This window comes from Streptomyces sp. NPDC024555, assembly GCF_055559335.1.
Genome location: NZ_JBVHKV010000007.1, coordinates 144,574 through 167,102, shown reverse-complemented (window position 1 = coordinate 167,102; position 22,529 = coordinate 144,574). Strand labels below are relative to the sequence as shown.

General features: G+C 72.4%; 16 protein-coding genes and 1 tRNA gene. 3 read left to right on the top strand and 14 right to left on the bottom strand.

Features of this window, described 5'->3' with window-relative positions:
• Positions 1-129: 129 nt before the first annotated feature.
• A complete protein-coding gene (locus tag ACZ4FH_RS14130; RefSeq protein ID WP_467304664.1) occupies positions 130-1,035 on the top strand; it encodes a hypothetical protein in 906 nt (301 codons plus the stop codon).
• Positions 1,032-2,825 carry a hypothetical protein gene (locus ACZ4FH_RS14125; protein ID WP_467304662.1) on the top strand — a complete coding sequence of 598 codons (1,794 nt, stop codon included), beginning with the start codon at positions 1,032-1,034 and terminating at the stop codon, positions 2,823-2,825. Before ACZ4FH_RS14130 ends, ACZ4FH_RS14125 begins: the two co-directional genes overlap by 4 nt.
• Before the next feature lie 79 nt (positions 2,826-2,904).
• Here the strand turns inward: ACZ4FH_RS14125 and ACZ4FH_RS14120 are convergent, their stop codons facing one another.
• Positions 2,905-4,569 (bottom strand): hypothetical protein, encoded by a 1,665-nt coding sequence (locus ACZ4FH_RS14120; protein WP_467304660.1) that lies wholly within the window; start codon positions 4,567-4,569, stop codon positions 2,905-2,907.
• 241 nt (positions 4,570-4,810) lie between these two features.
• A tRNA-Leu gene (locus ACZ4FH_RS14115) sits at positions 4,811-4,898 on the bottom strand.
• A 199-nt stretch (positions 4,899-5,097) separates the two neighbouring features.
• Here ACZ4FH_RS14115 and ACZ4FH_RS14110 point away from each other — a divergent pair.
• Entirely contained in the window at positions 5,098-6,402 is a 1,305-nt protein-coding gene (locus ACZ4FH_RS14110) for a DUF2254 domain-containing protein (RefSeq protein ID WP_467304659.1), read from the top strand.
• Between the two features lie 105 nt (positions 6,403-6,507).
• Here ACZ4FH_RS14110 and ACZ4FH_RS14105 read toward each other — a convergent pair whose 3' ends face one another.
• From ACZ4FH_RS14105 to ACZ4FH_RS14050, 12 genes are all read right to left on the bottom strand, one after another.
• On the bottom strand, positions 6,508-7,656 hold the full coding sequence (locus tag ACZ4FH_RS14105) for a sugar phosphate isomerase/epimerase family protein (protein WP_467304658.1): 1,149 nt from the start codon (positions 7,654-7,656) through the stop codon (positions 6,508-6,510).
• Between the two features lie 47 nt (positions 7,657-7,703).
• Entirely contained in the window at positions 7,704-9,101 is a 1,398-nt protein-coding gene (locus ACZ4FH_RS14100; RefSeq protein ID WP_467304657.1) for a nucleotide pyrophosphatase/phosphodiesterase family protein, read from the bottom strand.
• Entirely contained in the window at positions 9,098-10,273 is a 1,176-nt protein-coding gene (gene eboE, locus ACZ4FH_RS14095; RefSeq protein WP_467304656.1) for a metabolite traffic protein EboE, read from the bottom strand. The genes ACZ4FH_RS14100 and eboE overlap by 4 nt, the downstream gene beginning before the upstream one ends.
• Before the next feature lie 4 nt (positions 10,274-10,277).
• Positions 10,278-11,126 carry a TatD family hydrolase gene (locus ACZ4FH_RS14090; protein WP_467304655.1) on the bottom strand — a complete coding sequence of 283 codons (849 nt, stop codon included), beginning with the start codon at positions 11,124-11,126 and terminating at the stop codon, positions 10,278-10,280.
• Positions 11,126-11,800: an EboA domain-containing protein gene (locus ACZ4FH_RS14085; RefSeq protein ID WP_467304653.1), complete on the bottom strand. Its 675-nt coding sequence runs from the start codon at positions 11,798-11,800 to the stop codon at positions 11,126-11,128. The genes ACZ4FH_RS14090 and ACZ4FH_RS14085 overlap by 1 nt, the downstream gene beginning before the upstream one ends.
• Positions 11,797-12,675 (bottom strand): sugar phosphate isomerase/epimerase family protein, encoded by an 879-nt coding sequence (locus tag ACZ4FH_RS14080; RefSeq protein ID WP_467304651.1) that lies wholly within the window; start codon positions 12,673-12,675, stop codon positions 11,797-11,799. Before ACZ4FH_RS14080 ends, ACZ4FH_RS14085 begins: the two co-directional genes overlap by 4 nt.
• Positions 12,672-13,745: an SCO3242 family prenyltransferase gene (locus ACZ4FH_RS14075; RefSeq protein ID WP_467304650.1), complete on the bottom strand. Its 1,074-nt coding sequence runs from the start codon at positions 13,743-13,745 to the stop codon at positions 12,672-12,674. Before ACZ4FH_RS14075 ends, ACZ4FH_RS14080 begins: the two co-directional genes overlap by 4 nt.
• The gene (locus tag ACZ4FH_RS14070; protein WP_467304649.1) at positions 13,742-14,860 is read right to left on the bottom strand and encodes an inositol-3-phosphate synthase; all 1,119 of its coding nucleotides are present in this window, start codon (positions 14,858-14,860) and stop codon (positions 13,742-13,744) included. The genes ACZ4FH_RS14075 and ACZ4FH_RS14070 overlap by 4 nt, the downstream gene beginning before the upstream one ends.
• A gap of 161 nt (positions 14,861-15,021) precedes the next feature.
• Entirely contained in the window at positions 15,022-18,738 is a 3,717-nt protein-coding gene (locus ACZ4FH_RS14065; RefSeq protein ID WP_467304914.1) for a ThuA domain-containing protein, read from the bottom strand.
• Between the two features lie 357 nt (positions 18,739-19,095).
• Positions 19,096-20,100, bottom strand: coding sequence for a sugar phosphate isomerase/epimerase family protein (locus ACZ4FH_RS14060; protein ID WP_450682959.1), 1,005 nt, complete (start codon positions 20,098-20,100; stop codon positions 19,096-19,098).
• 19 nt (positions 20,101-20,119) lie between these two features.
• Positions 20,120-21,358, bottom strand: coding sequence for a Gfo/Idh/MocA family protein (locus ACZ4FH_RS14055; protein ID WP_467304647.1), 1,239 nt, complete (start codon positions 21,356-21,358; stop codon positions 20,120-20,122).
• 67 nt (positions 21,359-21,425) lie between these two features.
• The gene (locus ACZ4FH_RS14050; protein WP_467304646.1) at positions 21,426-22,466 is read right to left on the bottom strand and encodes a substrate-binding domain-containing protein; all 1,041 of its coding nucleotides are present in this window, start codon (positions 22,464-22,466) and stop codon (positions 21,426-21,428) included.
• Positions 22,467-22,529: the final 63 nt, after the last annotated feature.

Genomic DNA, 22,529 nt, shown 5'->3' with positions numbered 1-22,529 from the left:
ACGGCTGTCTCCTCGGGGCACATGCCCCAGTCTCACCCATCCGGATCTCCCGGGTCGCCCGGCATCCCCCAGCACCCAGCATGGTATTCCAATGGCACCCCGCCGGGGGTGTTTGTCTGGAGGATGCTGATGGAGCGTCGCATCGCGCAGTACCGGCCGTCGAACAGGCCCCCGGCCTGGGAACGCGTCGCCGACGAGGTCCGTACCACCGTCGCCCGCGCGACCCCGGCCACCACCCACCGGGCCCGGGACCTTCTCACCGCCCTGACCCGGATCGCCGTCTACGCCGACCAGCAGGGCCACCCCGCCGATGCCCGCCGGTGGCTGGCCCCGGCCATGGTCGAACGGTTCGCCGCCGCAGGCTGCCCGGAGGTCAGCCAGGCAACCCGCGCGAACTACCGTGCCTGCCTCACCGCCCTGCGGACCGCCGTCTTCGGCCCCGACCTCCCCGGCGGACGCCCCGTCCCCTTGGCCGCGTCTGACGCCTCCGCCCCCTACAGCCGCAACGACACCGCCGGCCTGTGGGCATGGGCCGGTGGCCAGCCGACCGCCGAACTACGGCGCGGGCTGCGCCTCCTGCTCGCGCTCGGGCTGGGCTGCGGCCTCGACACCAGCGAGATCATCCCGCTGCGCGGCCCCGACGTACGGGTCCTGGGAGACTGTTCCAGCATCCTGGCTGTCCGCGGCAGCCGCTCCCGCCTCATCATCTGCTCGCGCCCCTACGAACGCACCGTGGCCGAGGCAGCTGATCGTGCGGAGACCGGCTACCTCTTCCGTCCCGGGTGCTTCGCCCGCTCCAGCAACACCGTCACCGACCTCGTCTACCGCGCCGGGCGAGACCCGCGCGTCCCACGCCTGGTCATGGGCCGCTGCCGGGCGACCTGGCTGGTGGAACGCATGAACGTCCCCATTCCCCTGCCCGTCCTGCTCTCTGCGGCCGGACTCGACTCGCTCCACGCCCTCTCCCGCCTCCTGCCCCACGTCAAGGGCATCAGCGCCGAGCAGGCTCACACCACCCTCCGGGAGATGCCGTGAACCCCACCCCTTCCTCCCGCCCCGGCCCGCACTCCGACGGCGCCGCGCCCTGGCTCGATCACATCCGGGCCCGCCGCCAGAGTGTCCGGGCCGCCGACTTCACCCGCGCCCGCCAGTTCGTCGACCGCTGTGGCATCGTCCCCCTCCTCCACGAGGGGCAGCAGGCCGCCCGCAAGTCGAATGCGGGACGCCCTCGCTCTGTCAGCCTGGAGGCTCTGTTCATCGCTATGACGCTGGCTTCCTGGCGGGACCAGGGGCGTGTGGTCCTCGCCGAGGTGACCGACATCCTCGCCCAGCAGCTCACCCCCGCAGCCCGCGCCCGGCTCGGTCTTCCCGTGTGGGCGGACGACGCGGACGGCTTCGAGGCCGCCTACCTGGCCGTGCGGCGCGCATTCCATGCCGCCGTGACGGTCATGGACCCCTCACCGCTACCCAAGCAGCGCATCCCGCGCGCCGAAGCCAGGCGCCTGGAACAGGAAGCCGACCCCGAACGGCTCGCCGCTCGCCGGCGGCTGCTCGTGGAGGTCACCAACCGCATCGTGGAAGCCTCCCTCGCGCCCGCGCGGCCGGTCATCGAGGAGTTCTGGGACGGCTCGGCCGCCGTCGACGCCACCCCCATCCGCACCTTCTCCCGCGGTGTCAGTTCCACCGGCCCGGACACCGCGACCGACCCCGACGCCGCCTGGTACGTCCGCGAGGGCACCCACCGCGACCCCACCACCGCGCCCGGTGGACCGCCCGTGGGTGGTACGAAAGGCAGGAAGGCGAAGCGCTACCTCTACGGGTTCGAAGCCACCCTCGTCGTCACCGGCGAAACCTCCACCACCCCTCCCGGCGGCACACCCGCCGCCGCCCGGGACCGCAGCCGTCACCTGCCGGCCCTGGTGCTGGCGTTCGTCGTTCACAAGCCTGGCCACGACCCGGCCGGGAACGCGGTCACCGCCCTGAGGGACATGCGGCGCCGCGCCTACCCCACAGGCTGGCTCGCCGCCGACCGCGCCTACAACGCCGCCCTGCCCGAGACGTTCCACATCCCCGTCCGCGACCTCGGCTACCGCCCCGTCTGGGACTACCGTGTTGACCAGCTCGGCATCCAGGACACCCACGCCGGCGCCCTCCTCGTCGACGGCACCTGGTACTGCCCCCACATCCCCCACCCCCTGACCACCGCCACCGCCGACCTCCTCAACAAGAAGATCGACAAGGCCACCTGGCGAGCCCGGATCGACGCCCGCACCTCCTACCGGCTCCGCCCGAAAGCCGCCCCCGACGACCGCGGCGCCCGCCGCATGCTCTGCCCCGCGGCCGGCACCCACCCCACCGTCGCCTGCCCCGTCAAACGCCGCAGCCTCGGCCGCGACCCCCGCCTGCCTCTCATCGACATCACCCCCACTCCCGCGGGACCACCCGAGATCTGCCGCCGCGAGTCCCTCACGTTCGCCCGGGACACCGGCATCCGCCACTGGCAGGAACTCGACCACGGCCGCGCCGACTGGGTCCACCACTACTTCCGCCTCCGCAACCGCGTCGAACACTTCAACGGCTACGCCAAAGACCACGAAGCCATCGAACGCTCCCGGACCCGCCGCATCCGCGGGCTCGCCGCCCAGTCCCTCCTGCTCTCCTTCCAGATCGCCCACGCTAACCACCGCAAGCTCGCCAGCTGGCTCGACACCCTCCAGACCGACACCCAGCCCGCCCGCCGACGCCCCTCCAACCGCCACACCCTGAAAAACCCCCACCGTTGGACCCCCCACGGCTACCTCCCGGACACCACCCCGAAAACCTGACCCCACCCCAGCCCCACATACGCTGGTGGCCCGCCGCAACCACGCGGAGGGCCACCGGCATGCCAGAGCGAGGAGCCGCTCACGGCCTCGGCCCGCCACCGAGGTCCGAGGCGTCCGTGGCGCGCGCCTCGCGTTGCGCGGCCAGCTCCGGCGGAAGCCACTCCACGGGCACGTGAGCGAGAAGCTGGCGGTAGACCCGCTCCCTGTGCGGGAGGTTCAAGCGCAGCGAGGCACTGCGGCCGGCCCCGACCTCCTCGCGGACCTGGGCCAGACGGGAGGGCTGGAAGGTGACCTCCCGTGCCAGAACCAACCGTTGCCGGCCCGCTGAGAACACGTCCAGCGCGGCAGCCCGGCCCGGATTCACGCCCAAGGTGAGCGGGCCCCTGCCCAGGCTCACCGCCTCGCCGCGCAGCAGCCTGGCCGCGTGCCGGATTCCCGAAGCGTCAGCGCCGCTCATTTCCCGAGGTATGGGGAAGCTCGTGTTCGTTGCCTCCTGGATGAAGCGCAAGTCCGCACACAGGCTGGCCCAGGTGCGGAAGTCGTCGTCGGTCCAGTCGCTGTCCAGCGTCGACTTCAGGGCGCTCGGCATCTGTTGGGCGTGGAACGCCAGGCGGATGACGGCACCCGCGCGCGCGTGCGCCATCACCTGCAAGAGCGGCAACGCGGTCGCGGGCGTGGGGTACTCCCGCGGCTCGGAAAGGCTCACGTCCACCTGCCGCGACCCGGCCCCCGCATCCAGACGCAGCTGTACCTCGAACAGCCCCGCCACGTCGGAACCGAACAAGGTCGCGCCGCGCGCGCCACGGCTCCGCTCGTAGAAACGCAACGGCACGGACTGCAGCGGCAGCCCCGCCCCTCCCACCACACTCAGCTGGGCGGACAGAGCCGGCACCAGCAGCTCCCGGTGGGACCGGATCCGCATCTCGTACAACGGCAGGGGACCGCTGATACCGAGCTCCTCCGGCGCACTGATACGAAACCCCCGCAGATGAGCCCCTGGAAGGTCAACATCCCCGCCATAGTGGACGGCACGCTCGTAGCGGCTGCGCACCTCGGCACTGGCTGGGTCGTCGTCGGGGAAAACCAACTCGCCCTCGACGAGGATCGGAGCGGCGTCAGCGGTTTCGCGGTCCTTGGCCGCGATGGCGATCTCGGTCCCGCCACACTGCGCGCGAGAAACGGTGAACCCGTAGTGGGGCGAGATCTCAGCGACGCGGCGCATCAGCGTTTCATAGCGTTCCGCGAGGTCCCGGGGACCGCCCAGCAGCACATCGCGCTCGGCACGCGCGTCGGCGATGCGATCAAGGAGATACCCGTCGGGCCCCTGCACCGCTGCCCGGACCAAGTCGTCGTGCAGCGCGAGCTTCTCATTCAGCCAGACCAGCCCACACAACTCCCGCACGAAGGGAAAGTCCTTGCACAACCCGTCGAACCAGGACAACTCCCCGGCATTCGGGTGCACCGGCACCACCAAATCCCAGGCATCCGGCTGATGCTGCGCGGCGGTCATCAGGGACTTCTTCACCTGGTTTCGCCGACCGTTGGTAAGCCGCCCTGTGAACGACTTCAGCTCGTAGATGATCAGCTGGTTGTCCTCGTCGTACTCGTAGACGTCCTTCCCGCCGTCTCCGCCAGCACCCTCCACGGCGCGCGCCCGCGGCCGCAGACGCAACAGCAGCATGGACACCAACGCGGCGTAACGCTTCTCATCCCGCTGCAACTCTTCCCAAGGCACCATGACCATCCGGACACGCTAGCCCTGACGAATCGTGCCAGTCAGCCGCTTCCCCGCAGCTCCCTGACACCCTCTGCCTACCAACGGCCCAGCCACCCCTGGCCTACGCCTGGACCCTGGGCCCGGCCGACCCGCTGGCCTCCGTCCAAGCACGTGACCGCAGCAGACCTTCCCCACTCCGGGCACAACAACAGAGCAGGTCAAAGCGACAAACTGTCGCTTTGACCTGCTCAATTTGGTCGGTTGACCCTGGTGTCCGAGGGGGGACTTGAACCCCCACGCCCGATAAAGGGCACTAGCACCTCAAGCTAGCGCGTCTGCCATTCCGCCACCCGGACCAGGTGGTCGGCCCCGGTTTCCCGCGGCGACAAAGAAAACAATACCAGGGGTTTGGGGTGGCTCTCACCTGCATATCCGGTGGTCATCGCCCTGAAGGGAAGGGCCCGACGGGCGGGGTGGGCGGAGGGTGAGGGAGTGTGTACACACCGTGCGGGCGGGTGCTTCGGCGGGCGGGCCGGGCGGGTTACGTTCGCGGGCATGAGTGATCGCGGCCACCGGCCACCCCGGGCGCTGTCGCCCCTGCGCGAGCATCTGCGCGAGACCTTCTGGTTCGCCCCGGCCGCGACGATGGTCTGCGCCGTCGCGCTCTGGCTGGTGGCCTCGGCGCTGGACGAGCAGATCATCGCGTATCTGAAGGACGAGAAGGCGTACGAGGAGATCAGGGACCTGGTCTCGATCGCCGAGGACACCAAGACGATCGTGGTCACGGTCAGCTCGGCGATGATGACCTTCATCGGTGTCGTCTTCAGCATCTCGCTGGTGGCCGTGCAGATGGCGAGCGGGCAGCTCACGCCCCGGGTGGTGCGGATCTTCGTACGGAGCCGGATCAGCAAGCTCACGCTGTCGGTGTTCCTGGCGACGTTCGTGTTCTCGCTGCTGGTGCTCAGCTCGTACGAGAGCACGGCCGATCCGCGCCGCGTGGTGTCGGTGCCGTTTCTGCAGAGCGTGCTGACCGCCGTGCTCGTGGCGCTCAGTCTGCTGCTCTTCATCGCGTACGTCAGTTCCACCCTGCGGCTGATGCAGGTCGGGCCGGTCGTCGACCGGATCACCCGGGACTCGTTCCGGGTGCTGGGGCGGATGCCCGTCGGCCGGCCGGAGCCGGACGCCGTGCCCGGGGAGACCGGGGTGATCCGGCACGAGGGGCGGGCCGGGGTGCTGCGGGACGTGAACGTGGTGCGGCTGGTCCGGGCGGCGCGGCGGCAGGGGACCGTGCTGCGGCTCATCCCCCGGCTCGGGGACTTCGTCGTGCCGGGCACCCCGGTGTTCGCGGTGCACGGCGGGAGCGCGCCGGGGCGGCGGGCGCTGCGGTACACGGTGTCCGTGGGGGTCGAGCGCACCCTGCACCAGGATCCGGCGTTCGGGCTGCGCCAGCTGTCCGACATCGCGCTGCGCGCGCTGTCGGCGTCGGTGAACGATCCGACGACGGCCGTGCAGTGCCTGGACCGCATCGTGCAGTTCCTCGCGGCCCTGGCTCCGCTGCCCCTGGGCACCGTCCACCACCGGGACCGCAGCGGTGCGGTGCGGCTCGTCCAGCCCGTGCCGACCTGGGAGCAGTTCGTGGATCTGGGCTTCGAGGAGGTCCGGCGCTGCGCCCCGGACAGTCCGCAGGTCACCCGCCGGCTGCTGGCCGCCTTCGACGATCTGGTCCTGCTGACGGGGCCCGAGCGGCAGGAGCCGTTGCTGCGGCACCGCGCGCTGCTGGTCCGGGCGGTGGAGCGGACGGTGCCGGAGGCGTCCGAGCGGGCGTTCGCGCTGCTGCCGGACCGGCAGGGCATCGGATGAGCGGGCCGCCTCGGCCGGGCGCGCCGACGGGCCTCCCCGCGGGATGCGGGGAGGCCCGTCGTGCGCGGCGCGCCGGGGCCGGTTCCGGGGCCGCCGGAGTGGGCGCTACTTGCGCAGCGCCGCCAGGTTGTCGTAGCCGATCCGGGCATGGGTCAGGGACTGGGCGGGGTCGGACGAGCTGGGCGCGTTGTCCTGCTCGACCATCGGGTTGTGGTAGTTCTTCGCGCCGACGCGGCGGAAGAAGGTCCGGTAGTCGATGACGCCGGTGCCGAACGGCACCATGTCGTAGCCCTGGCCGTTGGTGGTGTTGACGACGCCGTCCTTGGCGTGGAACAGCGGGTAGCGCTTGGTGTGGCAGCGGACCAGGGCGGCCGGGTCGAAGACGTTCTCCCGGGTGGAGCCGTCGTGGGCGGTGTAGGTGTGGAACTTGTACTGGGCGACGTGCGCCCAGTAGATGTCCATCTCCAGCCAGACGTGCTTGGGGTCGGTGTGCCGGAGGAAGTACTCCAGCTTGCGGGTGCCGGAGCTGCGGGTGGGGCGGCCCTGGGCGTCCGACGGGCCGCCGTCGAGCAGGAAGCCGTAGGCGGCGTCGTGGTTGTGGGTGTAGAGCTTGATCCCGGCGGCGGTGGCGATGCGTCCGAGGGCGTTCCACTTCTCGGCGGCGATGTCCCAGTCGGCCCGGTAGGCGCTGCCGGTGGGGTCGCCGCCGGTGCCCATGTGGTCCATGCCGAGGATGTTGGCGATCTCCAGGTGGCGTTTGAACTCGTCCAGGTCGGCCGTGGTGAGCGGCCAGGAGCCGGGAATGAAGCCGTGGTTGCCCTGGGCCCGCAGCCCGTAGTCGTCGAGCCAGGAGCGCAGCAGCCGGGCGCCCGCAACGGTTTCGAGGTTGCCGCCGCCCGGGGCATTGGCGTGCTGGCCGTAGCCGGCGAACTCGACCTGCTTGTAGCCGTAGCGGGCCAGTTCGGCGAAGACCTCGCGGAAGCCGGAGGGCAGGTCGGTGCTCAGGGGGTCGCGGCCGGTGGCGTCGCGCACGGTGTAGAGGATGATGCCCCGCTTGTCCGCCGGGACCAGGGACAGGCCCTTCCCCCTGCCCCGGTCGGGGGCGGGCTGGGCGAAGGCCGGCGCGGCACCGAAGACGGGCGCGGCGACGGCGCCCGCCGCGACGGCCGTGCAGGTGCTCAGGAAGCCCCGGCGGCTGATGCCGAGGCTGCGGCGCAGGGCTTCGTCCGAACCGGATTCGTTGTACGCGGTCACGATCTGTCTCCTTGTCGAGGGTGTGCGGGAACCACTGCGCGGGCCGGTCACGCGAGACCGGCGAGCGCGAGGAGCAGGGACTTCACTTCGGTGGCCCGGACCGGGCCGGTGAACGCGTGGGGGGTGGAGCAGAGGATGAGCGGACCTTCGTCGTCGCTCGTGGGCAGGCGGCCGTGGCTGCCTCGGATGGGGGACGGGTCGAGGGGGACGACCGCCATGCGGTAGCGCATCCCGAGCTTCTTGCGGGCGACGGCGGTGGCCGCCCTGACCCGGACGTAGGGGTCCTCGGGGTCCATGAACAGTTCCACGGGGTCGTAGCCGGGTTTGCGGTGGATCTCGACGAGCTGCGCGAAGTCGGGGGCGCGGGCGTCGTCGAGCCAGTAGTAGTACGTGAACCAGGCGTCCGGTGCGGCGACGGCGACCAGTTCGCCGGAGCGGGGGTGGTCCAGGCCGTGGGCCTTCTTCCCCTCGTCGTCCAGGAGCTGTTCGATGCCGGGCAGGTCCGCCAGGGCGTCGCGGGCCGCCTCCAGGTCCTCGGGACGGCGTACGTAGACGTGGGCGAGCTGGTGGTCGGCGACGGCGAAGGCGCGGGAGGCCATCGGGTCCAGGTACTCCATGCCGTCCTGGGTGTGGACCTCCAGGAGTCCGGCGCGGCGCAGCGCCCGGTTGATGTCGACGGGGCGGTCGACGCGGGTGATGCCGTACTCGGAGAGGGCCACGACGGTGCGGCCCTCGTGGCGGGCGTCGTCCAGGAGCGGGGCGAGGGCCCGGTCCAGTTCGGCGGCGGCGGCGAAGGCGCGCGGGTCGTCGGGGCCGTAGCGCTGGAGGTCGTAGTCGAGATGGGGGACGTAGGCCAGGGCCAGGTCGGGGTGGCGGGTGTCGAGGATGTGCCGGGTCGCGTCGATGATCCACTGCGAGGAGACGAGGTCGGCGCCGGGTCCCCAGAAGTGGAAGAGGGGGAACGTGCCGAGTTTTGCGGTGAGTTCGTCGTGGAGGGCGGGCGGGCGGGTGTAGCAGTCGGGTTCCTTGCGGCCGTCGGCGTAGTAGACGGGGCGCGGGGTGACGGTGATGTCGGTGTCGGCGCCCATGGCGTACCACCAGCAGATGTTGGCGACGGTGTAGCCGGGGTGGGCGCGGCGGGCGGCGTCCCAGAGCTTGTCGCCGGCGACGAGTCCGTTGTGCTGGCGCCACAGCAGGACGTCGCCGAGCTCGCGGAAGTACCAGCCGTTGGCGACGATGCCGTGTTCGGCGGGGGTGGTGCCGGTGAGGAACGTCGACTGGGCGGCGCAGGTCACGGCGGGGAGCACGGTGCCGAGGGGGGCGTGGGTGCCGGACCGTCCCAGGGCCTTGAGGTGGGGCATGTGGTCGAGGAGGCGCGGGGTGAGTCCGACGACGTCCAGGACGAGGAGTGGTGTGGGGGTGCCGGCCGTCTCTGCGGTGGTCATGGCAGCTCCTTCAGGCCGAGGTCGGTCAGGAGGTCGCGGGCGAGGGTGAGTTCGGCGGCGATGCCGTCGGCGAGCTGGACGCGGGTGCGCGGGCGCAGTTCGGCCGGGAGCGCCTGCCAGGTGTACGTCTCGACCTCCAGGTGCCGGGTGCGCGGGTGGGCGCCGCCGGCCAGCCGGGCGAGGGCGGTGCGCAGGACGGGCAGGGTGGAGGTGAGCGGGGGTGCGGGCGGGGCGTGCAGGGGGACGTGGAAGTGGGCGCGCCAGGGTGCGCCGTCGGGCAGGGCGCCGCCCTCGACGGCCTCGCCGAGGTCGTCGGTGCCGCGCAGTCCGGCGGCGGTCGCGGTGCGGGTCTGGTGGAGGAAGCGCGGTTCGGCGAAGGCGGCCAGCGCGGTGCGGACCTCGGGGAGGTGGGGGTGTTCGGCGTGCAGGGCGGCGGAGAGCTGGGTCTTGACGACGGGGACGCCCGCCGTGTCCAGGGCGTCGAGCGCGGTGTCCGGGTCCTCGAAGGAGGTGGCGAGGTGGCACGTGTCGACGCAGACGCCGATGCGGGGGTGGCCGACCTCGGTGAGGGGGGCGAGGGCGTCGGCGGTGGTCTCGACGGTGCAGCCGGGTTCGGGTTCGAGGCCGACGCGGATGGACTTGCCGGTGAGTTCGGCCAGGGCGTCGAGCCGTTCGCCGAGGGTGGTGAGGGCGGCGAGGGCGGTGCGGGCGGCGTCGGGGTCGCCGGTGTACGGGGTGCGCCAGGCGAGCGGCAGGGTGGAGATGGTGCCCTCGGTGACGTCGTCGGGGAGCAGGGCGGCGAGGAGCCGGGCGAGGTCGGTGGTGTGGGCGAGGCGTTCCGGGTCGGTCCAGTCCGGCTTGTACACCCGGTACTTGACCTCGTCGGCGCCGAAGCCCTCGTAGGGGAAGCCGTTGAGGGTGACGACCTCCAGGCCGCGGGCGTCGAGTTCGGCGCGCAGGGCGCGGAGCCGGGCGGGGTCGTCGGTCAGGGCGCGGGCGGCGTCGCGGGCGAGCCAGAGGCCGATGCCGAGGCGGTCGCGGCCGAGCCGTTTGCGTACGGGTTCGCAGTGGTCGCGCAGCTGGGCGCGGACGCCGTCGAGGGTTTCGGCGGGGTGGACGTTGGTGCAGTAGGCGAGGTGGAGGACGGTGCCGTCGGGGTGCCGGAAGCGCATCGCCTCACTCCCCGCCGCGCAGGATCGAGTTGCCCTCGTGGAGGGTTTCGGGGGCGGGGACGTCCAGCTGGAGGCGGCCGCTCTGGCCGTAGAAGGCGACGGGGTTGCGCCACAGGACGAGGTCGACGTCGTCCTCGGTGAAGCCGGCGGCGAGCATCGCGTCGGCGACCCTGCGGGTCTTGAGGGGGTCGCTTCTCCCCCAGTCGGCAGCCGAGTTGACGAGGATCCGCTCGGTGCCGTGGAGCTTGAGGACGGCGACCATGCGGTCCTCGTCCATCTTGGTGTCGGGGTAGATCGAGAATCCGGCCCAGCAGCCGCTGTCGAGGGCGTCCTTGACGGTCGTCTCGTTGAGGTGGTCGAGCAGGACGTGTCCGGGGGCGAGGTCGGATTCGCGGACCACGTCGAGGGTGCGGTGCAGTCCGGCGAGCTTGTCGCGGTGCGGGGTGTGGACGAGGGCGGGCAGTCGGTGGTCGGCGGCCAGCTGGAGCTGGGCGGCGAGCGCGGTGTCCTCGGCCGGGGTCATGGAGTCGTAGCCGATCTCTCCGACGGCGACGACGGAGTCCTTGACGAGGTAGCGGGGCAGGGCGTCGAGGACGGGCGTGCAGCGCGGGTCGTTCGCCTCCTTGGGGTTGAGGGCGAGGGTGCAGTGGTGGGCGATGCCGTACTGGGCGGCGCGGAACGGCTCCCAGCCGAGCAGGGCGTCGAAGTAGTCCAGGAAGCTGGCGGGCGAGGTGCGGGGCTGGCCGAGCCAGAAGGAGGGTTCGACGAGGGCGCGCACCCCGGCGTCGTACATCGCCTGATAGTCGTCCGTGGTGCGGGAGGTCATGTGGATGTGCGGGTCGAAGATGCGCATCAGGACTCCTGCGTGGGGGACGTCGGGACGGGTGGGGCCGTGGGGGCCGCGAGGGCGAGCGCGTGGTGCAGGTCGGCGGGGACGGTGCGGCCGGCCGCGGTGCGTTCGGCGGCGAAGTCGCCGAGCATCCGGGCGAGTTCGGCGTCGCCGCGGGCGCGCCGGGCCAGCGCGTCGACGGCGTCCAGGGGGACGCCGGTGAACAGGCACTTCAGGACGGCGTGGCGCCAGGCGTGCGGGGCGAGGTGGGCGGCGGCGTACGGTCCGACGGCGGCGGCGACGAGGGTGGTGTCGTTGGTGCGCAGGGCGTCCTCGACGAGCGGGAGGGCGGTGTCCCCGAGGCGGAGCGCGGGCAGGGTGCGCAGCACGGCGCGGCGTTCGGCGGCGGTGCCCTGTTCGTAGAGGCGGGTCAGGGTGGGCAGGGCGGCGCGTGCCTCGGTGAGCAGCAGGGCGCGTACGGAGTCGCCGTGCTCCGGTCCGCAGTGGCGGCCGGCGGCGGCGTACCGCAGTTCCCACGGGGGTACGGCGTAGCCGCCGCCGGGTGCGGGGTCCGGGTGGGCGACGGCGTGGGCGGCCTCGGCGAGCGCTTCGTCGAGCCAGGCGCGGGCGGCCCCGCCGAGCAGGTCGTCGAGTTCCTTGCGGGTCAGGAGCGGGGGCAGGACGGGGGGCCGGGTCATGACGGGCTCCCTTCGGCGGTCGCGCGTGGTGGGCGGTGCTTGTTCAGGAAGTCGAGGCTGGTGCGGGCGAGTTCGGGTCCGGCGTGGGAGTGGCGGGGCAGTTCGACGACGGTGAGCCCGAGGTATCCGGCGGCGCCGAGGGCGTCGAGTGCGTCGAGCACCGGCGGGAAGTCGATCTCGCCCTCGCCGAAGGGCAGGTGTTCGTGGACGCCGCGCCGCATGTCCTCGATCTGGACGTGGCGCAGCCAGGGGGCGGCGGCGCGGACGCAGTCGGCGGGCGACTGGGTCTCCAGGCACTGGCAGTGGCCGATGTCCAGGGTGAGGCCGAGCGGGTCGGGGTGGCCGCACCGGGCGCGCAGGCGGTGGAAGTCGTCGAGCCGGGCGACGAGGTGGCCGGGTTCGGGTTCGACGGCCAGCGGGACTCCGGCGCGGGCGGCGGCCTCCACGACCGGGGCGAGCGCGCCGGTCAGCCGCTGCCAGCCGGTGTCCGGGTCGGTGCCCGGGGGCAGCACGCCGCTGAAGCAGTGCACGGCGTGGGCGCCGAGGTCGACGGCGACGTCCACGGCCCGGACGAGCAGGGCGGTGCGGGCGGCGCGGGCCTCGGGGTCGGGGTCGAGCAGGGAGGGGCCGTGTTTGCGGCGCGGGTCGAGGACGTAGCGGGCCCCGGTCTCCACGGTGACGCCGAGCCCCAGCTCGCCGAGCCGGGCGGCGGTCCGGCGGGTGCGGGCGGCGAGGTCCGGGGCCGTCGGGTCGAGGTGCATGTGGTCGAGGGTGAGCCCGACACCGTCGTAGCCGAGGTCGGCGAGGAGCGCGAGGGCGTCGTCCAGGCGGAGGTCGGTGAGCCCGTTGGTGCCGTAGCCGAGGCGCAGGGTCATGTGGGGCTCACCTTCCGGGAGAGGGCGCGGGCGAGCGGGACGAGGCCCATGACGGCGAGCCCGGTGCCGGTGGCCCCGGCGCGCGCGGCCAGCGCGGCCTGGAGCGGGATCATCGCCCGGATGCCGCCGCCGACCGCGCGCTGGGTGAGCGGCGGCGAGGGGTTGAGCGCGGCGTGCGCGAGGGGGCGGGCGGCGGTCCGGAGGTAGGCCCCGGCGAGCGCGGTGCGCAGCAGCCGGACGGGGGCGGTGGCGGCCGGGCCGCCGTGGCGGGCGGTGCGCTCGGCCGCCACGGCTCCGGCGAGCGCGGTGACGGCCGCGAGGGCGGCGAGCGGTGTCGCGGTGGATCCGCCCTGTGCCTCGTGGCGGGAGACGGCGGTGACGGCGTAGGTGTGGGCGGTGAGGAGCGCGGCGGCGGTGAGGGCGGCGCGCGGGGCGGGGGCAGGCGCGCCGGTGGTCCGCGGTGTTGTCGGCCGTTCCGTGCGGGGCGCGGGGGCCTTCGCTCCGGCGGTCCGGAGTGCGGGGGCCGCCGGCCCCGCGGACCGGGGGCTCCTCGCCTGCGGCGGGGCGGGGGTGCCGCTCGGGGCCACGGCCCGGACCCCTCCCCCGCCGTGCCGGTGTGCTGCCGTCGCGGTCGCCGTCGCGCCGAGGAGCAGGTCCAGTCCCCGGGCGGCGGCCATCGCGGCGGGGCCGGCCGGGGTGTGCTTGAGGCGCAGGTCGTAGGCCCAGACCGTGGCGGCCAGGCCGGTGGCGACGGTGAGGGCGGGGCGTCCGGCGCGGGCGGCGAGGGCGAGTCCGGCGGCGGTCAGGGCACCGGCTGCGGTGAGCGCGGCGCGCGGGGTGATCCGGCCCGAGGGGATCGGCCGGTGCGGCCGGTCGACGGCGTCCTCGTCGCGGTCCGCCCAGTCGTTGAGCGCCATGCCGGCCTCGTACAGGCAGAGCGAGGCACCCGCGGCCAGGGCCGTGGCGCGGCCGGGGCGCAGTCCGGCCGCGGCGGCCCCGGCGAGGGCGTCGCCGGGCACGGTGAACAGGGCGGAGATCCTGAGCAGTTCCGCCCAGGCGCCTGCCGTCATCGCGCGTCCCGCAGCCGCTCGGCGAAGGCGAGGAGCGCCGTGTACTGCTCGGCGAGGGCGGCGGGCCCGCCGTCCGGGTCCTTGAAGTAGAAGCCCAGCTCCGGGCGGGGCCCGGTCAGTCCCGCTTCGTGGGCGCGGGCGACGAGCCGCACCAGGTCGAGGACGAGGGGTGCGGCGAGGGCGGAGTCGCACCCCTGCCAGGTGGTCTGGAGGACCATCCGGGCGCCGAGGAAGCCGTCGAACGCGATGTGGTCCCAGGCGGTCTTCCAGTCGCCGAGGGCCGGCACGTCGTCGATGTGGACCTCGCCCTCGGGGGCCGCGCCGAGGGTGTCGGCGAGGACGCGTTCCTTGCCGGCGTTCTTGGCGGCGGCCGCGGCCGGGTCGGCGAGGGCGGCGCCGTCGCCGCCGCCGAGCAGATTGGTTCCGGACCAGGCCCGGACGGGCAGGGCGCGCTGGACGAACATCGGGGCGAGGACCGAGCGCAGCAGGGTCTGGCCGGTCTTGCCGTCCCGTCCGGCGTACGGGAGTCCGCCGGTGGCGGCGGCGTCCCGGAGGGCGGGGGCGTGCAGTCCGGTGGAGGGGGTGAAGTTGACGTAGGCGCAGCCGGCCCGGAGTGCGGCGGCGGCGTACAGGGAGCTGGCGGGAAGCCGGGCGGCGCCGGGGGCGGGGGCGGGTTCGGTGGAGGCGACGTTGACGACGACGGTCCGGGCGAGTGCGCCCCGGCGGGTGAAGTCGGTGAGGTCGGCCGCGAAGGCGGTGATCAGTTCCTCGTCGGTGCGGGTGTCGCCGGGGAGCGGGCCGCCGGGGCGGATCTCCGCGTCGGCGGCGACGAGTTCGGCGCGTACGGCCGAGGGCAGTCCGTACGGCAGGACGCCGCCTTCGGCCAGTGCCTCGGCGCGTTTGGGCAGCGGGCAGTCCAGGGTGTCGTGTCCGCCGAAGACGAGCGTGGACAGGGGCGGCAGTCCGCTGTCGGCGAAGGGGGCGGTCTCGGTGACCATGCCGGCCGCCGGGTGGAGGCCCGCCGCGAGCGCCGCGCATCCCGCGGTGGCGGTGGTGGCGACGGAGCCGCGTGCTCCGATGAACCAGACTCCGGTACGAACGGCGTGTGCTGACACGGGCTGCCTCCCTGGCTGGTGGTCCTGGCTGGGCAGAGCGGTGGCGCTGTACGGGAGGGGGCGGGGTGCGGGCGCTGCGCGAGGGGGTGGCGGGGGTGGTGGCCGGCGGCGGGCGGGACGGGTGGTTCCGCCCGCCGCCGGAGCACGCCCCCGGACACGCCCTACGCCTGGGGCAGTTCCTTCAGCTGGATGTCGCGGAAGGACACGTGGTCGTTCGCCCCGTGGTTCTGGAGCCCGATGTAGCCGTTCCTGAGGCTGCGGACCGGGTCGGTGTTGGTGAAGTCGTTGATCTTCACCCCGTTGAGGAAGACCTGGAGCCGTTCGCCCCGGACCTTGATCTCGTAGCTGTTCCACTGGCCCGGCGGGCGGAGCACCTGGTCGCGGGCCTTGATGTCGGCGGCCTTGAAGGTGTAGATCGAGCCGGTGGTGCGGTCGACGGCGTCGGTGGCGTCGATCTGGACCTCGTAGCCGTTGTTCACGGCGGACCAGGGGTCGTCGGACTCCGGGAAGCCGACGAAGACACCGGAGTTGGAGTCGCCGTCCAGCTTCCAGTCGAGCTTCAGGGAGTAGGCGCCCAGCTCCTTGGCCTGGTAGGTCAGCAGACCCATGCCGCCCTCGGAGCGCAGTTCGCCGTCCACGACGTCGAACTTCCCGGGGCCGGCCTGCTTCCAGCCTTCGAGGGTCTCGCCGTTGAAGATCGACCGGTAGCCGGTGCCGGGCTTGCAGTCGGCCTTGACCTGGCCGGCCGTGTAGCGCAGACCGCCGAGCAGCAGCCCCCGGAAGTCGGCGTCGGCGTAGGACTCCTTGGTGTGGCCGAGGCCGGTGTAGAAGGAGCGGCCGCCCTGGTAGGTCTGGCACCAGGTGATCGGGTGGTCGCCCTTCATGGTGCCGCCGGTGTAGGTGGTCTCGTCGAGGGTGGCGAGGACCCTCACCTTGTCGCGCGGGTTGGTGCGGTAGTTGTACAGCTCGTCGGTGCGCTGCCAGGTCGCGCCGAGGTGGGCGGTGGCCGGGTGCTTGTGGTCCTCGACGCGGACCGTGACGGGCTGGATGGCGGGGTGGCCGGAGAAGTACGCGCCGACGAGTCCGCCGTAGAAGGACCAGTCGTACTCGGTGTCGGCCGCGGCGTGGACGCCCATGTAGCCGCCACCGCCGGCGATGTAGTTCTCGAAGGCCTTCTGCTGGTCGGCGTTCAGGACGTCACCGGTGGTCGACATGAAGACGACGGCGTCGTAGCGGGCCAGGTTCGCCGTGGTGAACTGGCCGGCCTCCTCGGTGGTGTCGACCGTGATGTTGCTGTCCTTGCCGAGTTCCTTCAGTGCGGCGATGCCCTCGGGGATCGCGTCGTGGCGGAAGCCGGCGGTCTTGGAGAAGACCAGGACGCGCTTGGCGGTCCGGTCGGGCGGGGTGTTGGAGAGTTCGAAGTCGTCGATGTCGAACAGCGCTCCGTCACCGCCCTTGAAGACCAGGAAGAGTTCGGTGGCCTTCTTCGGGACGCCTCGCAGGGGTACGTCGATGTCCTGGAACGTCTCCCAGCTCCCCGTCACCGGGACGGGTGCGGAGCCGAGGATCTTCCCGGTCGCGGAGCCGGCGCGCACTTCGAGGAAGCCGCCCGCGCCGCCGGAGGAGATCCGGGCGGTGAGCTTGGTGGAGTCACCGAGGATGTACGGCTTGAAGGAGATCCAGTCGTCGTTGTTGATGTCGCCGACCGTCTTGCCGCCCTCGGCGTTCGCCTTGTCGTACGTCTTGATGCCGTACGAGTCGCTGAAGTGCTCGGCCTGCCGGTGGCGGGGCTGGAGCTGCGCCTGGTCGTGGCCGCTCAGCGCGGCCTGGCCGCCGCCGCCGTTGTCGGTGTAGGAGGCGTTGATGACGCCGAAGATGTTGGCGTTGGGGTCGTGGCCGCCGTCCATCTTGGTGGTGAGGGTGCCGGTGCAGCCGTGCGCCGAGGTGATCGGGTGGCCGTGGCTGTCGTGGCCGAGCACGAAGCTGACCTCGACCTTGGAGCAGTCGATGGTGCCGTCCTCGGGGTCGGTGACGGTGACCTTGAACGGGACCTCGTCGCCGAAGGTGAACAGCTGCCCGTCACCGGGGAGTTCCAGCTTCACGACCGGGGCCGTGTTGCCGACGGTGACATGGACGCTGGCCGAGCCGGTCCGCCCGGTGGGGTCCTTCGCCGTGACGGTCGCGGTGTAGGTGCCGTTCTTCTTGTACGTGTACGTGGGGCTGGCGGCCGTGGAGGTGCCTCCGTCGCCGAAGTCCCAGGCGTAGGTGAGCGCGTCGCCGTCGGCGTCCGAGGTGCCGGCCGAGGAGAACGACACCTTCAGGGGTGCGGTGCCCGAGGTCTTGTTCGCGGTGGCCTCGGCGATCGGGGAGCGGCCCCCGGTGGCGTTCTCGATGCGGTACAGGGCGGAGTTCTCGTCGCCGCCGAACCAGGAGAGGCCGTAGTCCAGGACGTACAGCGCCCCGTCCGGGCCGAAGGCCATGTCCATGATCTGGGTGCCGGACCACGGGACGTCGTTGATCGACTGGACCTTCCCGTCGGCGTCCTGCTCGATGCGCTTGATCCACCGGCGGCCGAACTCACCGGCGAAGAAGTCGCCGTCGTAGGCCTCGGGGAACTTCACGGGCGAGTCGAGGTTCGGGTCGTAGTGGTAGACCGGGCCGCCCATGGGCGATTCGGAGCCGGTCCCGAACTCGGGGACGGAGCCGCCGTCGTACGGGATCCACGCCTCCTGGGCGGGCGGCAGGTCGACGAGGCCGGTGTTGTGCGGCGAGGTGTTCTTCGGGGCCGCGCAGTCGAAGGCGGCGCCGGAGGTCTTCGTCGCGAAGTCGTAGTCGATGTAGGCGTCGTTGGCGCCGGTGCAGAAGGGCCAGCCGAAGTTCCCGGCCTTCGTCACCCGGGCGAACTCGACCTGGCCGGCCGGGCCGCGCTTGGGGTCGGCCGCTCCGGCGTCGGGGCCGTAGTCCCCGACGTAGACGATGCCGGTCGGCTTGTCGACGGAGAAGCGGAAGGGGTTGCGGAAGCCCATCGCGTAGATCTCGGGACGGGTCTTGTCCGTGCCGGGTGCGAAGAGGTTGCCCTCCGGGACGGTGTACGAGCCGTCCTCGGCGACCTTGATGCGGAGGATCTTGCCGCGCAGGTCGTTGGTGTTGCCGGCCGAGCGGCGGGCGTCGAACGCCGGGTTGCGGTCGGGGCGCTCGTCGATCGGGGTGTAGCCGTCGGAGGCGAAGGGGTTGGAGTCGTCGCCGGTCGACAGGTACAGGTTGCCGTCGGCGTCGAAGTCGATGTCACCGCCGACGTGGCAGCAGATGCCTCGGGAGGTCTTGACGTCGAGGACCTTCTTCTCGCTGCCGAGGTCCAGGGTCCCGTCCTCGTTGAGGACGAACCGGGACAGCCGGTTGACGCCGTCGAACTTCGCGAAGTCGGCGGCGGTGCCGGTCTCGGGGGCGTCGCCCGCCGGAGTGTCCAGCGGGGGCGCGTAGTAGAGGTAGATCGCCCGGTTCTCGCTGAAGTCCGGGTCGACGCCGATGCCCTGGAGCCCCTCCTCGTCGTGGGAGTAGACGGGGAGGACGCCGGAGACGCGGGTGTTGCCCGCGCTGTCGGTGATGCGCAGCTCGCCGCTGCGGGAGGTGTGCAGGACGCTGCGGTCGGGCAGCACGGCCAGCGACATCGGCTCGCCGGTCTCGGCCGCGCCCTTGGCGAGCGTGACCTGCTGGAAGTCCTCGGCGGCCGGTGCCGGGGCGGGCTCCTCGTGGGCCGCCGCCGGGGAGACCGTGGCGCTCAGGCTGAGTGTGGCGGCGGCGAGCAGGCCGCCGGTGAACAGCGCGAGGGACTTGCGGACGCGGAGCCTGGTGCGGCTGCCGGCTCGGGCGCCGGTCATGGTTCTGGATCTGTGCACGAGTGTGTCCTCCGGAAGGTGCCGGTTGTACGGGCGGGTGCTGCCGTGCCGTTCCGCGCGGGGACTGCCGCGCAGGTCACCGGGGTCCGTGGGGCTCCGGTGACAGGAGAGTTACGTCATGTACACGTCTTGGACGGTAGACCTGTTCGTCCGGGACGGATAGCCCTTGTGCAGAGCCTTGTCGAACTTCTTCCCTGCCCAGGACAAAGGGGTCCGCGGGCAGGGCGGACCGGCACGGCGGCGGGGTGCGGTGCCGCCGTGCGCGGTGCTCCCGGGACGGGTCGTCGGGGGCGTGGTCCGGGGGCGGTGCCCCCGGACGCGGTCAGTCGTCGCCGGACCTCAGTCGTTGCCGCCGAAGGCCGCGTCGAACGACGCGCTCGGCGGGTCGAAGTCGAACCGCTTCAGCGAGGCCAGCGCCTCCGGCGCCCCCGCCAGCCGGTCCATCCCGGCGTCCTCCCACTCGACGGAGACCGGGCCGTCGTAGCCGATGGACCGCAGCATCCGGAACACGTCCTCCCAGGGCACGTCCCCGTGCCCCGCCGAGACGAAGTCCCAGCCCCGGCGCGGATCGCCCCAGGGCAGATGCGAGCCGAGCCGCCCGTTGCGCCCGTCCAGGCGCTTGCGGGCCTCCTTGCAGTCCACGTGGTAGATCCGGTCCCGGAAGTCGTACAGGAAGCCCACCGGGTCCAGGTCCTGCCAGACGAAGTGGCTGGGGTCGAAGTTCAGCCCGAAGGCCGGGCGGTGGTCCACCGCCTCCAGGGCCCGGTGCGTGGTCCAGTAGTCGTACGCGATCTCGCTGGGGTGCACCTCGTGGGCGAACCGCACGCCCTCGGCGTCGAACACGTCGAGGATCGGGTTCCAGCGCTCGGCGAAGTCCTCGTAGCCCCGCTCGATCATGTGCGGCGGGACCGGCGGGAACATGGCGACCAGATGCCAGATCGAGGAGCCGGTGAAGCCGATGACGGTGTCCACGCCGAACGCGGCGGCCGCCCGCGCGGTGTTCTTGATCTCCTCGGCCGCGCGCCGGCGCACCCCCTCCGGCTCCCCGTCCCCCCAGATCCTGGCGGGCAGGATCCCCTGGTGGCGCTCGTCGATGGGGCTGTCGCAGACGGCCTGGCCGACCAGGTGGTTGGAGACCGCCCAGCACTTCAGGCCGTACTTGTCGAGCAGCTGGTGGCGGCCCTCCAGGTAGCCGGGATCGGCCAGGGCCTTGTCCACCTCGAAGTGGTCGCCCCAGCAGGCCAGTTCGAGACCGTCGTAGCCGAAGTCGCGGGCGTGGCGGCAGACCTCCTCCAGTGGCAGGTCGGCCCACTGGCCGGTGAAGAGGGTGAAGGGACGGGGCATGCGCGGGACCTCCCAGGGCCTAGAGCTGTACGGGGGTGAGGACGGAGTTCTTGGCGGCGCTCTCCTCCACCGCCGCCAGCACCCGCTGCACCTGGAGCCCGTCGGCGAACGAGGGGACGGGCGCGGTGCCCTCGGCGATGGTGCGCACCACGTCGCGGGCCTGGTGGATGAAGGTGTGCTCGTAGCCCAGCGCGTGCCCCGGCGGCCACCAGGCCTCCAGATAGGGGTGCTCGGGCTCGGTGACCAGGATGCGGCGGAAGCCGGCCGTGGTGGCGGGCTCGGTGTGGTCGTGGAAGGAGAGCTCGTTGAGGCGTTCCAGGTCGAAGGCGAGCGAACCGCGCTCCCCGTTGATCTCCAGCCGCAGCGCGTTCTTGCGCCCCGCCGCCATCCTGGTCGCCTCGAAGGAGGCCAGCGCCCCGGAGGCGAGGCGCCCGGTGAACAGCGCGGCGTCGTCCACCGTCACCGCCCCGTACTCCCCCTCGGCGGCCACCCCGCCGAGCCCTCCCGAGGGCCCGGCGAGCAGCGGCCGTTCCCGGACGAAGGTCTCGCTGACCGCGGAGACGGCCACCAGCGGCTCGCCTGCCAGGTACTGCGCGAGGTCCACGATGTGCGCGCCGAGGTCGCCGAGCGCGCCGGACCCGGCCCGGTCCTTGCGCAGCCGCCAGGTGAGCGGGGAGGCCGGGTCGACCAGCCAGTCCTGGAGGTAGGTGGCCCGGACGTGGCGCAGGGTGCCGAGCCGGCCCGAGGCGATGAGCCGGTGCGCGTAGGCCATCGCCGGGACCTTGCGGTAGTTGAAGCCGGACATCGCGATCTGGCCGCGGGCGGCGGCGCGCCGGGCCGCCTCGGTCATGGCCTCCGCCTCCGCGACCGTGTTGGCCAGCGGCTTCTCGCACAGCACGTGCTTGCCGGCCTCCAGGGCCGCGATGGCGATCTCGGCGTGGCTGTCGCCCGGGGTGCAGATGTCCACGAGCTGGACGTCGTCCCTGGCGATCAGGGCGCGCCAGTCGGTCTCCGCCGCCGCCCAGCCGTGCCGGTCGGCCGCGGCCTCCACCGCGGTGCGGTCGCGCCCGCAGATCGCGGCGAGTACGGGTCTCATGGGCAGTTCGAAGACGTGGCCCGCGGTGCGCCACCCCTGCGAGTGGGCGGCTCCCATGAACGCGTATCCGACCATGCCGACCCCGAGCGCGGGTGCGCTCGCCATCGGCCGGTACGTCGGCGGCGCGGCCGACTCCTGCTCAGTGTCTTCCCTACGGGCCATCCGGGCTTCCTCCTCATCGGTGGTTCAGTGGGTGCGGCCGGGGGGCTCACCCCCCTTCGTCGGCCGTCTAGTTGAAGCCCGTCGGCAGGTACTGGTCGATGTTGTCCTTGGTGACGACCGCGGAGTACAGGGTGAGGTTGGTCGGGATCTCCATCTCGGCGAGTCCGGACACCCCCTTGGCCTGTCCGAGCGCGCGGGCCAGGTCGATGGCCGAGGCGGCCATGGTCGGCGGATAGAGCACAGTGGCCTTGAGCACGCTGTCGCCGGCCTTGATGGCGTCCATGGCGGACTTGGCCCCGGCGCCGCCGACCATCAGGAACTCGTCGCGTCCGGCCTGCTGGATGGCGCGGAGCGCGCCCACGCCCTGGTCGTCGTCGTGGTTCCACAGGGCGTCGAACTGCTTCTGCGCCTGGAGCAGCTGGGCCATCTTGGCCTGGCCCGACTCGACGGTGAAGTCGGCGGCCTGACGGGCCACCAGCTTGATGTTGGGGTAGTTCTTCAGCGCGTCGGCGAAGCCCTGGCTGCGCTGCTTGGTCAGCTCCAGGTTGTCGATGCCGGCCAGCTCGACGACCTTGGCGTTCGCCTTGTCCTTGAGCTGTTCGCCGATGTAGGTGCCGGCGTTGAGGCCCATCCCGTAGTTGTCGCCGCCGACCCAGCAGCGGTAGGCCTGCGGGGAGGCGAAGACGCGGTCCAGGTTGATGACGGGGATGCCGGCGCGCATGGCCTCCAGGCCGACCTGGGTGAGGGCCTTGCCGTCGGCCGGCAGGATCACCAGGACGTCGACCTTCTTGTTGATGAGGGTCTTGACCTGGCCGATCTGGGCGGCGGTGTCGTTGGAGCCCTCGGTGGTCTCCAGGGTCACCTCGGAGTACTTCTTCGCCCGGGACCGGGCGTTCTCGTTGATGGCGTTGAGCCAGCCGTGGTCGGCCTGGGGGCCGGCGAAGCCGATGGTGACGGGCTTGCCGGGCTTGTCGTCGGCGGCCGGGGCGTTGCTCTGGACCGCGGTGTCCTTCTCCTTGGGGTCGTTGCTGGTGCAGGCGGTCAGGAGGGCGCCCGCGGAGACGGCGGCGGAGCCGAAAAGGAGTCGTCTGCGGCTGGTTTCTGGCATGGCTGTCAAACCCTTCATCCGGGAGTGCGGCGCGGGAGGGGGAACGAGCGGGTACGGGGGGGG